The sequence below is a fragment of the Lysinibacillus sp. HST-98 genome, assembly GCF_016757845.1.
In the GTDB taxonomy this organism is placed as follows: domain Bacteria; phylum Bacillota; class Bacilli; order Bacillales_A; family Planococcaceae; genus Lysinibacillus; species Lysinibacillus capsici.
Window position 1 is genome coordinate 784,547 of record NZ_JAENHX010000001.1, and the last position, 14,559, is coordinate 799,105.

At 38.2% G+C, this 14,559-nt stretch carries 11 protein-coding genes and 1 other annotated feature; of the genes, 1 reads left to right on the forward strand and 10 read right to left on the reverse strand.

Annotated features, from left to right (window positions below; genetic code table 11):
• Positions 1-6: 6 nt before the first annotated feature.
• Positions 7-2,652, reverse strand: a complete 2,646-nt coding sequence (locus JIN86_RS03965) for a valine--tRNA ligase (protein ID WP_202341298.1) — start codon at positions 2,650-2,652, stop codon at positions 7-9.
• An 82-nt stretch (positions 2,653-2,734) separates the two neighbouring features.
• Positions 2,735-2,992 (reverse strand) — a binding site (T-box leader).
• Between the two features lie 90 nt (positions 2,993-3,082).
• On the opposite strand from JIN86_RS03965, the gene JIN86_RS03970 reads away from it, so the two are divergent.
• The gene (locus tag JIN86_RS03970) at positions 3,083-3,289 is read left to right on the forward strand and encodes a hypothetical protein (RefSeq protein ID WP_225340386.1); all 207 of its coding nucleotides are present in this window, start codon (positions 3,083-3,085) and stop codon (positions 3,287-3,289) included.
• On the opposite strand, the gene JIN86_RS03975 is transcribed toward JIN86_RS03970, so the two are convergent.
• From JIN86_RS03975 to JIN86_RS04015, 9 genes are all read right to left on the reverse strand, one after another.
• Positions 3,266-4,030, reverse strand: coding sequence for a valyl-tRNA synthetase (locus JIN86_RS03975; protein WP_237497113.1), 765 nt, complete (start codon positions 4,028-4,030; stop codon positions 3,266-3,268). The two genes, JIN86_RS03970 and JIN86_RS03975, sit on opposite strands and share 24 nt — an antisense overlap.
• A gap of 80 nt (positions 4,031-4,110) precedes the next feature.
• A complete protein-coding gene (locus JIN86_RS03980) occupies positions 4,111-4,557 on the reverse strand; it encodes an SRPBCC family protein (protein WP_004226635.1) in 447 nt (148 codons plus the stop codon).
• Between the two features lie 532 nt (positions 4,558-5,089).
• Positions 5,090-6,382, reverse strand: coding sequence for a glutamate-1-semialdehyde 2,1-aminomutase (hemL, locus tag JIN86_RS03985; protein WP_202341299.1), 1,293 nt, complete (start codon positions 6,380-6,382; stop codon positions 5,090-5,092).
• Complete coding sequence (gene hemB / locus JIN86_RS03990) at positions 6,383-7,363, reverse strand: porphobilinogen synthase (RefSeq protein WP_004226631.1); 981 nt, start codon at positions 7,361-7,363, stop codon at positions 6,383-6,385.
• Positions 7,360-8,121 carry a uroporphyrinogen-III synthase gene (locus JIN86_RS03995; RefSeq protein WP_004226630.1) on the reverse strand — a complete coding sequence of 254 codons (762 nt, stop codon included), beginning with the start codon at positions 8,119-8,121 and terminating at the stop codon, positions 7,360-7,362. Before JIN86_RS03995 ends, hemB begins: the two co-directional genes overlap by 4 nt.
• A complete protein-coding gene (gene hemC, locus JIN86_RS04000) occupies positions 8,111-9,043 on the reverse strand; it encodes a hydroxymethylbilane synthase (RefSeq protein WP_202341300.1) in 933 nt (310 codons plus the stop codon). Before hemC ends, JIN86_RS03995 begins: the two co-directional genes overlap by 11 nt.
• An 18-nt stretch (positions 9,044-9,061) precedes the next feature.
• Positions 9,062-9,889, reverse strand: a complete 828-nt coding sequence (locus JIN86_RS04005; RefSeq protein WP_004226624.1) for a cytochrome C assembly family protein — start codon at positions 9,887-9,889, stop codon at positions 9,062-9,064.
• 183 nt (positions 9,890-10,072) lie between these two features.
• Positions 10,073-11,437, reverse strand: a complete 1,365-nt coding sequence (hemA, locus tag JIN86_RS04010) for a glutamyl-tRNA reductase (RefSeq protein WP_004226621.1) — start codon at positions 11,435-11,437, stop codon at positions 10,073-10,075.
• A 197-nt stretch (positions 11,438-11,634) separates the two neighbouring features.
• On the reverse strand, positions 11,635-14,553 hold the full coding sequence (locus JIN86_RS04015) for a vWA domain-containing protein (protein ID WP_202341301.1): 2,919 nt from the start codon (positions 14,551-14,553) through the stop codon (positions 11,635-11,637).
• Positions 14,554-14,559: the final 6 nt, after the last annotated feature.

Consider the following 14,559-nt stretch of genomic DNA (forward strand, 5'->3'; position numbering starts at 1 on the left):
TCATCTTTACATATTTTTTAATTCTTCTAAACGTTTTAAAACAACTGCATGCTTGCTTTCGTAATCTGCTAATTTCTCACGTTCTGCGTTGACTAACGCTTCCGGTGCTTTTGATACAAACTTCTCATTCGATAATTTACCTGTAACAAGCTTTACTTCTTTTGCCCATTTCTCTAATTCTTTTTCAAGACGGGCAATTTCTTCCTCTAGATTGATTAGTCCAACAAGAGGTAGGAAAACTTGTGCTCCTGTCACAACAGCCGTCATTGATTGTCCTGGAGCCTCTAAACCTTCACCAATTGTTAAAGTGTCAGGATTACAGAATTTTTCTAAATATGCTTGATTCTCTTCAAGTACAGCTGCTGTTGCTGCATCTTTCGCTGAAATAAACAACGGTACTTTTTTGCTCATTGGTGTATTTACTTCCGCACGAATATTACGTACTGAACGTATAATATCCATTAGGAGCTTCATATTATCTGCTTCATCAGCAAAATGAAGATCTGTGCGTACTGTTGGCCATGCTGCCACTGTAATAGATTCACCTTCGTGTGGTAAGTGCTGCCAGATTTCTTCTGTAATGAAAGGCATAAATGGATGTAATAGACGCATTGTTTGATCTAGTACGTAAGCTAAAATAGATCGAGTTGTCTTTTTAGCTACTTCATCCTCACCGTAAAGTGGTAATTTTGCCATTTCAATATACCAAGAACAGAAATCATCCCAAATGAAATTGTATAATTCACGGCCAACTTCACCGAATTCATAACGCTCTGCAAGAGAGGTTACGCGTTCAATCGTTTCATTTAAGCGCGTTAAAATCCATTTGTCAGCTACTGATTTTTCACCCGTTAAATCGATCTCATCATATGTCATACCATCCATATTCATAAGCGCAAAACGTGATGCATTCCAAATCTTATTGGCAAAGTTCCATACTGCTTCAACTTTTTCAGTTGTATAGCGTAAATCTTGACCAGGTGATGAACCAGTAGCTAAGAAGTAGCGTAATGAATCTGCACCGTATTGTTCAATGACATCCATTGGATCAACACCATTGCCAAGTGATTTACTCATTTTACGCCCTTCACCATCACGTACTAAACCATGAATTAGCACATCTTTAAATGGACGTTGATCTGTAAACTCAAGGCCTTGGAAAATCATTCGAGAAACCCAGAAGAAAATAATATCATAGCCTGTTACTAATGTATTTGTTGGATAGTAACGTTTATATTCTTCATTTGCTTCATCTGGCCAACCCATAGTAGAAAACGGCCATAGTGCGGAAGAGAACCATGTATCTAGTACATCTTCATCTTGCGTCCAGTTTTCTGCATCTGCTGGGGCTTCTTTACCTACGTATATTTCGCCTGTTTCATTATGGTACCAGGCTGGGATTTGATGGCCCCACCATAATTGACGAGAAATACACCAATCGCGAATATTCTCCATCCAGCGAGAATATGTGTTTTCAAATCGAGCAGGAACAAAGTTTACTTTCCCTTCTTCGTCCTTTTGTAGCTCTAGGGAAGCATCAGCAAGTGGTTGCATTTTAACGAACCATTGTGCTGAAAGATATGGCTCAACAACAGCACCAGAACGTTCAGAGTGTCCTACTGAATGCATATGCTCTTCAATGCGAATTAACACACCTGCTTCTTGTAAATCAGCAACAATTTGCTTACGGCATTCGAAGCGATCCATTCCTTTATATTTGCCCGCAAGATCATTCATAGTGCCGTCTTCATTCATTACTAGAATGCGCTCTAGATTGTGACGATTACCAACTTCAAAGTCGTTCGGATCATGGGCTGGTGTCATTTTTACAACCCCAGTACCAAATTCCATATCAACGTACTCATCAGCAACAATTGGAATTTCGCGACCTACAATCGGTAAAATAACATTTTTACCAATTAAGTGCTGGTAACGCTCATCGTTCGGGTGAACAGCTACTCCAGAGTCACCAAGCATTGTTTCGGGACGTGTTGTAGCAACTTCTACATAGCCTGAGCCATTAGCTAATGGATATTTCATATGATAGAAGGCACCTTGCACATCCTGATAAATTACTTCAATATCAGACAACGCTGTTTTTGCTGCTGGGTCCCAGTTGATAATACGTTCACCACGATAAATTAAGCCTTTTTCATATAATTGAACAAAAACTGTTTTTACCGCATCTGAAAGACCTTTGTCTAATGTAAAACGTTCACGTGTATAATCTAATCCAAGACCAAGCTTTGCCCACTGATCACGAATATGTCCAGCATACTCTTCTTTCCATTCCCATGTTTTTTCAAGGAATTTTTCACGTCCTAAATCATAACGTGTAATATTATCCTCACGCAGCTTGGCTTCTACTTTTGCCTGTGTTGCAATACCCGCATGGTCCATACCTGGCAACCATAGGGCATCATAGCCTTGCATGCGTTTCATACGAATGAGGATATCTTGTAATGTTGTATCCCAAGCATGACCTAGGTGTAATTTACCTGTTACGTTCGGTGGTGGAATAACGATTGAATAGGGTTTTTTCCCACTTTCAGGCTGTGCCTCGAAAAACTTCCCTTGTAACCACCATTCATAGCGACCAGCTTCAATGGACTGTGGGTCATATTTAGTTGGCATTGAAATGTTTTCTGTCATATTGACTCCTCCTATTGTTTGAAAACTGTTGGTAAAGAAATACTATTTATTTTTTTACCCAATAAAAAAAACTCCTCTCGTCTAAAAGGACGAAGGAGTTTTAGTTCGCGGTACCACCTTTAATTCCAGCAGGGTTAAGATAAATGTTAAATGACATATTTTCTCAGCCTATTCTACTGGCTCTCAATTCGGTAACGGTGTTTAACCGGCTTTAACTACTATTAGTTCACTAAAGCTGCTCAAGGGCTACCTTCAATTCCGTACAAATAGAAACTTCTCAGCTACCGTTTCCTCTCTGAAAATGTAGTCAAAATTTACTCTTCCCTATCATAGCATCTGTATTTGATTTTCCTTATTGTACCGCAGGATCGTGTCATTTTTCAAGTGATTTAGTCATCTTTTAGTAAGAGGAAAGTAAAGAGAAAAGGAAGTGACAATTCAAATGCGACGACGCAAGTATAACCCTTGGCTTTTACCACCCTGGCTACGACAAGTTCGTTTTTATTGCAGAACCATTATCGTGCCGATTTGTGCTTTTCAGTTTATCCGTGTCATTATTGTGCCAACATCAGGTGATTTAGTCTTCTTATTACTCCTGCTACTTCTCTGCTATTTACTTTTGAAAGATATCATTTGAAACACGAACTTTAAGCGGTGTATATTCTTCTGTTAGATCCCAAATCATAGAAGGCACTTCATGCCAAGTACTGGATTCACGTACAACAATATGGCTTGAGGATTCTCTTAATATAGCTTTTTGGTCAACTGTTGTAGAATTCTCTTGGCGTGAAGCTGCTGCTACTGCGGCAGGTTGTTTCACTTGAACACTTTCTTCAATTACAACCATTGTCTCCTCTTGTTCGAAAGCATGTGTTGATAGGTGCGGATTGTCTAACTCATCTTTTTCAACAACAGGTTCATATTCATTGAAAGCACTTGTAACTGTCCACTCAAGCTGACACACCTGATTTGTCAGACTAGGGCGAATATCCTTGACCATTAAATCTTTGACATCGGATTCTTTTGGTAAATCCACATGTAAAGGAACGGCATACTCAAAATAACCAGTATCTCCTTGAATATCAAGGGCATCAATTGTAATTAAATCTTCATTTTCTGCAAATGCTTGCATATCTTGAAAATCAAAGCGAACGTGTGCGGTGATATGATAGATGCCCATAAGTCGCAAAGAATCCTCTAACTGCATTGCCTGCCACTGTGGCTTAATTTGAACAGCTGCTATTTCAGTTGGGCAGCCATATCCAGGAAAACAAAATGTTTCGCGCATATTCCAAGTTTTGTGTTCGATAATAATCCCTCCCTTTGCATCATATGACGATTTGAAGGATAGTATGCTAGGGTGTTGCCATTTGAACATAGTTAAAAATAGATACTACTAAAAAAATGGCATGCTAGAAGTAATAGTCTAGCATGCCATTCCCATGGATGTTCGTATCATTAAACATTTACTAATTTAATTTTATTAGCCACACGATCTGTTAGCATTTGTGTTGCCTTTGGTACAATCGGTTTAAAAATCGGATTTAGAACAGGGCCAGCTAACCCGCCCGCAACGACTTCTAAGAATCCTGTCATTTTAGTATTTTCAGCGTCGATACTTTCTGCGAGGAAATAGCCATTTCCTGTGAAGTTATCAGAAAGCCCCTTTAATTCAAATGTAACTTTTGATGGTGCTAACCATTCTAAGATTGTAATTTCTACTTCAACTGTTTTTTTCAAAACGCCAACATTGCCTTTAAAAGTCCAATTGGAGTGTTTCTCATCAATCATTTCATGTGCATTATAACCAGGGACAAGCTTTGCCCATTTTTCCATATCACTAACGAAATCCCATACATGTTCAATCCCTACGGGTACTTCGACCGTGTGTGTGCCTGTTGCCATATCAATTCACTACTTTCTTTTATGAATAGCTATATTATAAACGATATCGCCCACAATTTGGCTATGCTGAAAGATGTAATTTTGACAAAAGCAGGTCCTTCATCCAGTATAGTTGAGCTTACTTACTAGTAAATATATGCTATTATTCCTTTTTGCTCATGTATTCCTCAAGCACTATAATGCTTTCAGCTTAATCCATTAAAAAAGGTAATATCAAGGGTAGAAAAAGCAATTTTGCAAGGCGAGGTTGATTTCTGTTCCACCAGCACTCACTGCGTTCTTGCACCTCTCCATACAATGAATAGTGAACATATTCGCTTTATTTGAAAACCTTTGCTATAAAGAAACATTTTTATGGGTTGGAGTGGAGGATGCTTGACTCCCATGGGATAGCTAAAGAGCTGAGGCCACAGGAAAGCAAGTAGCCTACAACGGAAAGCATTTTCACCTTTCGCAAAAATTCTAGTAATGGTTTTGTTTTTTAACAGCAGAAGAGCATGCTAGAAATAATTCTAGCATGCTCTATCAAATCTTATTGCGCTAATTTCTCAAATACTTTATGGAATGCTGCCACCGTTGTCGCAATGTGCTCTTCCGTATGAGCTGTTGAAATGAATAGTCCCTCGAATTGAGAAGGAGGTAAGAAAATACCTTCCTCTGCCATTAGACGGAAATATTCAGCAAATAATTGTAAATCTGATGTTTTAGCAGAAGCAAAATCAATGACATCTTCATTCGTGAAGAAGAAGCCAATCATAGAGCCTGCACGATTAACAGTGTGCGGGATATTATATTTAGTTGCTGCTTCACGGAAACCAGCCTCAAGCTGATCTCCTAATTTTTTAAAATAATCATACGTACCATGATCTAAACGTGATAACGTTTCATAACCGGCTGTCATCGCTAACGGATTCCCCGATAATGTTCCTGCTTGATAAATTGGTCCAGCTGGTGCTACTTGCTCCATAATTTCTTTTTTCCCAGCGAATGCACCTACAGGGAGACCACCTCCGATTACTTTACCTAAAGTAGTCATATCAGGCGTTACCCCAAAATACCCTTGTGCACAGCCATAATCTACGCGGAAACCTGTCATGACTTCGTCAAAGATTAATAATGCACCGTGCTCTGAAGTAAGGGCACGCAAACCTTCTAGGAAACCTGGTTGTGGAGGCACAACACCCATATTTCCTGCGACTGGCTCCACAATTACTGCAGCTAACTCTGCGCCAAATTTCTCGAAAATCACTTTTGCCCCTTCTAAATCATTATAGGCAACTGTCAACGTATTGCGGGCGATATCTGCAGGTACGCCAGGGCTATCAGGTAGGCCTAATGTGGCAACACCAGAACCAGCTTTAATCAATAAGGAGTCACCGTGACCATGATAAGACCCTTCAAACTTTAAGATCTTATCACGTCCTGTAACACCACGCGCTACACGTAATGCAGACATAGTAGCCTCTGTTCCTGAAGAAACGAAGCGAATCATTTCCATTCCTGGTAGACGGTCTAATACTAATTGAGCTAAGCGATTTTCTGTATAGCTTGGAGCACCGAAGGAAGAACCCTTCGCAGCTGTATCTGCAATTGCTTTCACTACCTCGGGATGTGTATGTCCTAAAATTAGCGGACCCCAAGACAATACATAATCAATATATTCATTGCCATCAATGTCTTTAATGATTGCCCCATGGCCAGATTCCATGAAAATCGGGTCCATATTTACTGATTTGAATGCGCGTACTGGGCTACTTACACCACCCGGCATTAATTGAACAGCTTCAGCATAGGCTTGTTTTGATTTTTCGTAAGAACGTGTCATTTATTTCTCCTCCAACCAACGTGCAACATCTTTTGCATGATACGTAATGATTAAATCAGAGCCTGCACGTTTCATGCCTAATAATGTTTCAAGCACAACTTTTTTCTCTTCAATCCAACCATTTATAGCAGCCGCTTTAATCATTGCATATTCACCTGAAACATTATACGCAACAAGCGGTAATGGATAGTTATTTTTCATGTCTCGAATAATATCTAAATAGCTAAGGGCAGGCTTGACAATTAGGAAATCTGCGCCCTCTTCGATATCTGACTCTGCCTCACGGAATGCCTCTAGACGATTTGATGGATCCATTTGGTAGGATTTACGATCACCAAATTGCGGAGCACCATCTGCAGCATCACGGAAAGGTCCATAGTAACTGGATGCATATTTGACTGCATAGGACATAATCGGGATATGTTCAAAACCAGCTTCGTCCAGACCAGCGCGAATTGCCGTTACAAAGCCATCCATCATATTAGATGGAGCAATGATATCAGCGCCAGCTTTTGCTTGTGATATCGCCGTGCGGGCTAAAACGTCTAATGAAGGATCATTCAAAATTTGATCACCCTCAATTAAGCCACAATGTCCATGATCTGTAAATTCACATAAGCATGTATCCGCGATGACTAATAACTCAGGATGACGGGTTTTAATGAGACGAGTCGCTTCCTGCACAATGCCATGATCATGAAATGCGCCTGTTCCAACTGCATCCTTTTCAGCTGGCAAGCCAAATAAAATAACCGCAGGAATACCTAATGCTACAACCTCATCCACTTCTGCCTCTAATTTATCCAATGAAAATTGAAAAACGCCAGGCATTGAATGTACTTCATTTTTAATATTTTCGCCTTCTATTACAAAAATAGGATAGATCAGGTCCTCTTTATGTAAGTATGTTTCTTTTACCATTGATCGCATCGTTGCATTGGTACGCAAACGACGGTGTCTTTGAAATTGTAGTTTTGTCATGATTTGTCCCCTACTTTCATAATTTCTTCGATGACTGCTTGCATTGTATAAACACTTGGCATAATATCCACAGTAGCACCGTATTGTTCAAGAGCTGCTTCCGTAATATGGCCGATGGCTGCAATGTGAACTGCTTCCCAGCCAATATGTGGCACAACCTCCATTGCATAAACGTCAACTGCTGAAGGACTAGCAAAAATCACTGTAACATCTTGATGTTGCTGGATGCAATTGACAATAACAGATGTTTGATCATGTCGTTCTATCGTTTCATAGACTGTCCATTCTTTTAATTCAAAAGGCAATCCATCCTTCAGCGTACTTTTCGCCTTTTCTCCTCGAATAAACAGACATCTCGGATGATTACCCGCTACACTCGGAAACTCTTTAACGAAAATATCAGCACTAAATATGGAAGGCATAAAGCTCACTTGAAATCCTAAATTTTCTAGTGCTGTTGTTGTTTTAGTTCCAATAGAAGCTATTTTTCCTTGGAAGTGATTCGCATTAAATTGATGTCGATGCATTTTACTAGCAAAAGCTTCTACAGCATTTTGACTAGTAAAAATCAACCAATCATATTGCTTTACGCGATTCAATAGTTCAGAATCCTTGCTATCTAATCTTTCACAAGTTTCAATTAATGGGGCTACGATGGCCTGTCCACCTAAAGCTGTTATATTTTCGACAATGGTTGTTGTCTTAGATGTGCCTGTTAAAAGTATGGTTTTACCCTTGAGAGGTAAATTACTCGGCATCTTGCTCTGCCTTTACACGCTGAATTAAATCGAAAGCACCTTGTTCTGTTAAAATAGCAGCTAGCTCTTCTCCAATTTTTTGTGCATCTGTACCGACTACTGTTTCTTTATAGACAACAGATGCGTCTGGAGCAGCAACAAGGCCTGTTAATGTAATTTCTTCCCCAATTGAAGTGGCATACCCAGCAATCGGTACTTGACAACCACCATCCATTGCCGCCAAAAATGCACGTTCTGCATGTGCTTCTTGCCATGTAAATGAATCCGTCAGTTTACCTAATTCGGCTAAAAGCTCCGCATCATCTGCACGACATTCAATGCCTAGAGAACCTTGCGCTACAGCTGGTAGACATTGTTCTACAGGTAAAAACTCAGTGACTACATCATCACTCCACCCAAGGCGTTTCAAACCAGCCGCTGCTAAAATAATGGCATCATATTCTTCTGTTTCAAGCTTAGCTAAACGTGTATCAACATTTCCACGAATCCATTTAATTTCGATATCAGGACGTACTGTTAAAAGCTGTGCACTACGACGTAAAGAACTTGTCCCAACGACTGCTCCCGCAGGAAGGTCAGCAAATTTAACATGCCCTTTCGAAATAAATGCATCACGAGCATCTTCACGTGGTGGAATACAACCAATTACTAGCCCATCTGGCAATACAGCAGGCATATCTTTCATAGAATGAACGGCAAAGTCAATTTCTTTATCGTAAAGGGCTTGTTCAATTTCTTTTACAAACAACCCTTTCCCGCCTACTTTTGAAAGCTGTACATCTAAAATTTGGTCACCTTTTGTTACAATCTCTTTTACTTCAAATTCGAATGGTACACCAGCCGCTTTTAATTCATTAATGAACCAATTTGTTTGCGTTAGCGCTAGTTTACTTCTCCTAGAACCTACAATAATTTTTCTCAACAGTCTCCAACCTTTCTTCTAATACCATAAATGGAATCGCGATAAACTACTCCCTAAGAAGAAGTTTACAACAACTAATAGATAGGCATAAATATGTACCCATGCATAAGTTGTACCTGTCAACTTGCTTTTGCGATTCACATATAGGATAAAACAATACAAAATTAAAATAATGAAGGACCCTATGATTTTCGCATCGAAAATCGAAAGACTCTCTAATGTTAATAGTGCCCATTCAAACCCTAATATTAAACTTATAAATAACATCGGAATTCCAATAAAAAATGAAATATTCATCCAGCTGCTTGTCTGCTGCAAGGAAGGCAATCTAGTCCATAAATGCGACCACTTTTTCTTTTTCAACAATCGATATAGAACGAGATACAAAATGGCAAACACAAATGTTAATGTAAACGCTGCATAAGACAATATTGCAAATGATATATGAATAAAAAGCATCTCCGAAATTAAAGTATCCCCGACAGCTCCTGTAGGACGTTTCGGCATAAAAGTAAATATACTAGCGAATAAGAATCCTAGTATATTAATAATAAACACAGGTAAATCCACCCTTGCTATGCAATGAAGGATAATGGATAACGTCACGAGTAACCAGGAATAAAAAAGTATTCCCTCAGACAAGGATAAAATCGGAAAACGCTTCGTTTCCACAAACGTTAAAATGATAATGGCACTTTGAATCATCCATACAAATGAAACAAGCCAAAAAGCAATTCGTCTTGCACGTACTTGCTTATAAAAATAATCAGTAAAGTAAAAAACTAGACTGATCGCATACAAGACGATCATCACTTCATACAGCCTCGTCATGGTCAAATCAGCCAATAGACATCCCTTCTTTGTCGTGAAATTAATAAACTATTCTAGCATAGAAAACAAAAAAAACGTTTTCGTATCCTTAGTTTACCATACAGATACGAAAACGCCTCATGTAATATCAGTAGAAAATCCAATTGCGCGTAACACCCATATACAATCACAGCTTTCTATGTGAGCGCAATAGATAATTTAGAAAGAGTACTTTGGTTCAGTAGAAGTCTGAGATACCTGTGCGCGTTCTTTGCGCTCAAGCTCTTGCTTTGTCATCTCATGAACTTCAGCTTCCACAGCATCCTCTATACCAAAAATTTGTTGGAATAAACGTAACTGTTCATTTGCTTTTGGAGAATTAGCCATTTCTTTAGCTTGCAAGATTGGCTCTTTTAACAATTGATTGATAATAGATTTTGTATGTTTGCTTAAAATTTTACGTTCACGTTCCGTTAAATCTGGCATTTTATTTTCGATACTTGTCATAGTCTCTTGTTGAATACGATTTGCTTTTTTACGTAATGCTGAGATGACTGGCACTACCCCAAGCGTTGCTACCCAGTCTTTAAATTGCACAACTTCTTCGCCAATCATATTAGTAATATCAGCAGCAGCACGTTCACGCTCTGCTAAGTTCGCTTCGACAATACCTTGTAAATCATCAATATCATATAGGAATACATTTGGTAGGTCGCCAACTCGTGGGTCAATATCACGAGGAACCGCTATATCTACCATGAATAATGGTTTTCCTTTACGTAAACGTTCCACGAATTGCATTAGCTCGTAATCAATAACATAATCAGTAGCACCTGTTGAAGTAATTAAAATATCCGCTTCTAACAAAGAACATTGTAATTCCTTCATTGATTTAGCTTCACCATGGAATTTAGCTGCTAAACTTTCTGCTTTTTCAAATGTACGGTTAATGACAGTAACTTTCCCTACACCACTACCGTAAAGGTTCTCAATTGCAAGTTCCCCCATTTTACCTGCACCTAAAATAGCTACATGCTTGCGTTGTAATGAGCCAAAAATTTTCTTTGCTAATTCTACAGCAGCATAGGAAACGGATACCGCATTCTCACCAATCGCTGTTTCATTATGAGCACGCTTTGCAAATGTTACTGCTTGTTTAAATAGCTGATTGTATACCGTTCCTGTTGTGCCAATCTCTTGTCCACTTAAAAAGCTTTTTTTTACTTGCCCTAAAATTTGTGTTTCACCTAGAACCATTGAATCGATTCCAGCTGTCACTTTAAATAAATGTTCGATTGCCTCATCTTCTTCACGAATCGTTAAATACGAAGAAAATGTCTCCACAGGCAAATCAAACCAGTTGGCTAAAAATTGTTTCACAAAATGACGTCCAGTATGCAATTGATCCACAACAGCATATATTTCTGTACGATTACATGTCGAAACAATTACGTTCTCTAATATACTTTTTTGCTTTTGCAGCGCTTCCATTGCTTGTGGCAGTTCACTCTCAATGAATGATAACTTCTCACGTATTTCAACAGGCGCTGTTTTATAATTCAAGCCTACTACGATGGTATGCATGAATAACACCTCACACGTTCTAATTCACAAATCTCATTATAGCACAGTTCGACAAGAGTTCATCAATAATTTGTGAACATGTCATGAAGAACTGCAATTCGTCATCCACATTAGAATTATTATAAACTAAGTGTAACAAATTATACGTGTTGTTTCAAATTAAAAAACTGCCCCCATCATCGGAGGCAGTTTTCTCATTAATTTGTTATTGTAACAGTCTTTATTGCAATCATATTTCCATCTTTATCGTATGCTATAAACTCAATCTCATCATTGACTTTAAAGTCCTGCATCGTTTGAACAGTTTTTGTTAACATATAAACTTGATCACTACGCTTTTGCAAATCAAATTGGACATCTCCACTGATTGAATTAAAACGTACATTCATCTTCGCAACATTTTGACAGTTACCATCAACTCGAGCACTCATTGTAATATAACCTTTTCGTAGCGAAACACTTGTCTCTTCAAATAAATCTTCTGGATTGATACAGCTCGAAGTTTGCGTTTTACATAAAATTGTATCAATTAACTTCTGGAAGACTTGGTGCAATTGCATATTATCAATTGCATGGAAGTATGCTCCGCTCGTTTCTGAAGATAATTGCATTAAAGTGGCGTCATTTACTTGTGATTTTTTGCCCATACTTACTGTGTATACTTTGACCCCTTGCTTTTTCGCTTCATTTATAACTTTTGTCATTTTTGATTTACTTGTTTTACCATCAGATACAACAACAATCGCTTTGGATGTTTTCGAATCATTCGAGAATTTTGTTAAAGCAATATCGATGCCTGCAAAAATATCGGTTGCACCCTTTTCTTTCGATGCTTTATAAAGGTCTTTTTTCAACACATTTTCTGTTGTACCTTCTCCAAGTACTGTTGCTTTTGTATTGGTTTCAATGACTATGTTATTTTTAGCCTTTAATTGATTGATTAGTTCAATCATTTTCTTCCCACGATAATTTGTTGGATCAACAGCTTTCATGGAAGAAGAATAATCCACTACATAGGCAATTTCTGTTGCTAAAGAACAAGAATTTTTACTGAAGTATGGATTCGTGAAAATATCTTTCGTCACTGTTTTATCTTTTAAACCCTTCAAGGACGTTGCATAGCGAGGGTCTATTGGATTGACAAGTCTTGCTTCCACTTTAGATTTACCATATATAACTGAATCAAAGTAGGCTACAGCAGTACCTGGATTTCCTGTATTATTTAATGGATCAGAAGTGTTCGTAATGAATGAAGCTGTTTTTTCTACTCCGTCATACTTAATTTTAACAGTCCCTTGATAATCTGTAATAGGTTCTCCACCAGGACGCACTAAAGTCACCATTACTTTTGTATAACGATCTTTTCCTGATGGTCTTGATGCCGCATCCGCACTTTCCTTTAGTGCCTCTACTCGTTTTTTAAAGGCCTCTACTTGTCCAAGTAATTTACCGCCTTGGTATTTTAATAATACTGTACGGTCATAGTTACTTAAGTTTGTGAAGATCGAATAAATCTTCATAACACTATCATAATGTTCTAATGTTAAATCTTTTTCGTCTGGCATTTCTTTCATAAGCTGAATAATGGCGCCGACTGGATTAATATTCTCTACCTGTGAGGCAATATCATCGTCAATGCCCTGAACGCGATAAATAGGACGACCATCGTCAGCAATTAAATACATTATTTCCGTTTTAGCTGGCATTGTAACAGAGTTCTCAAAACGTGTCTTTAAAAGTTCCTCAAATAAGTAAACAGAAATATTATAGTTTTCAAATTGAAGAATAGCATTTTCATAACCTAATGCCGGATATTTAGGATCAGATCCACCGTAACGCAAATAGATGTTTTGCACATTCCCTAAAACGTCCGTCACATTTGTTTGCTGCCCAATACTAAATAATTTTTTATCTGAATTAGCATTGAGAGGAACTGGACTATAAACATCAATTAAGTTTTGCGTAAAGAACTCTGGAATATCTTCACTTTTTGGAAATTCAGGAATCACGCTCCCATTATCATCTGTATTTGCTGGGTCGTATACTTGGTAATCAATACGTAATTCAGGCTGTGGTGCATAACGCACTTCTGCGTTTAGTTTCTCTCCAACAAGACACTTCAATGCTGGGTCCGTATTATTAATCAGTTCAAAAGTTATTGTATCACGTACTGATTTAGTTAGTTTTGGTGCTACCACTATAGCAGATACAGTTGAACCATCCGATTGGACAATGTCAACTGCTTCACCTGAGGTATCAACAATATTTCCGTAGGATGCCTTCACGCGGAATGAATAGGATTTATCATCAGCGATAGGATCACCATTACAAGCCTTTAAAGACACCGTAACTAGTGTTGTATCCACATTATTTGCAATTAAATCAGGCTTTTCCACCACGATACTCTGCAATGCATTATTAACATTATTTGGTCCAGTAAAATCATTTGAATTATCCTTTGGCTCTTCAAAATCAGCACTACTAGATCCCATAAAACCAGGAGGTAACGTAATACTATCATTATCACGACCAGCTGGACTACGTTTTAATCCTTGTACTGCGAAAGTGCTATTTTGAACAGCACGATAGAAAAATACAGCAACATCACCCCGTGTTAATTTTGTGGAAGGATTAAAGCTAGCAAATGTGTTTTTGCCTGTAGAACTTGTAGATAAATCATTTGAATATAAATATTGAACTGCCTGTGGCTCATCTAAATCTAAGCCTTTAAAAGCCGCGTAGATTTGGGCAAATTGGCCACGTGTTACAGCTTTTGTTCGATTCGTATTAACATGTGTACCGTTAAATGGTAAATAAAAATCACTATAGAAATTATAAGCAACACTATCTATATAAGATAAAGCATAGTTCCGATCTAGTTTGGCAAACATCAGAACAAGATCGCGATCTGTCACTTGATCATTTGGTAAAAAATTACTTGCACTATTTAAGGACATCAGGTCATTATCGACCGCCCATGAAATAGCTTTATAATTATTGCTATTTGTTGGAACATCTCTAATTGTTGGAGCTGCTTGCGTAACAGTAGGTGTAGCTGTCATCAGTAGAAGCATGAAGCAAAGCATAGCAAGCAATGCTTTTTTTACATAGGTCATTTTTGT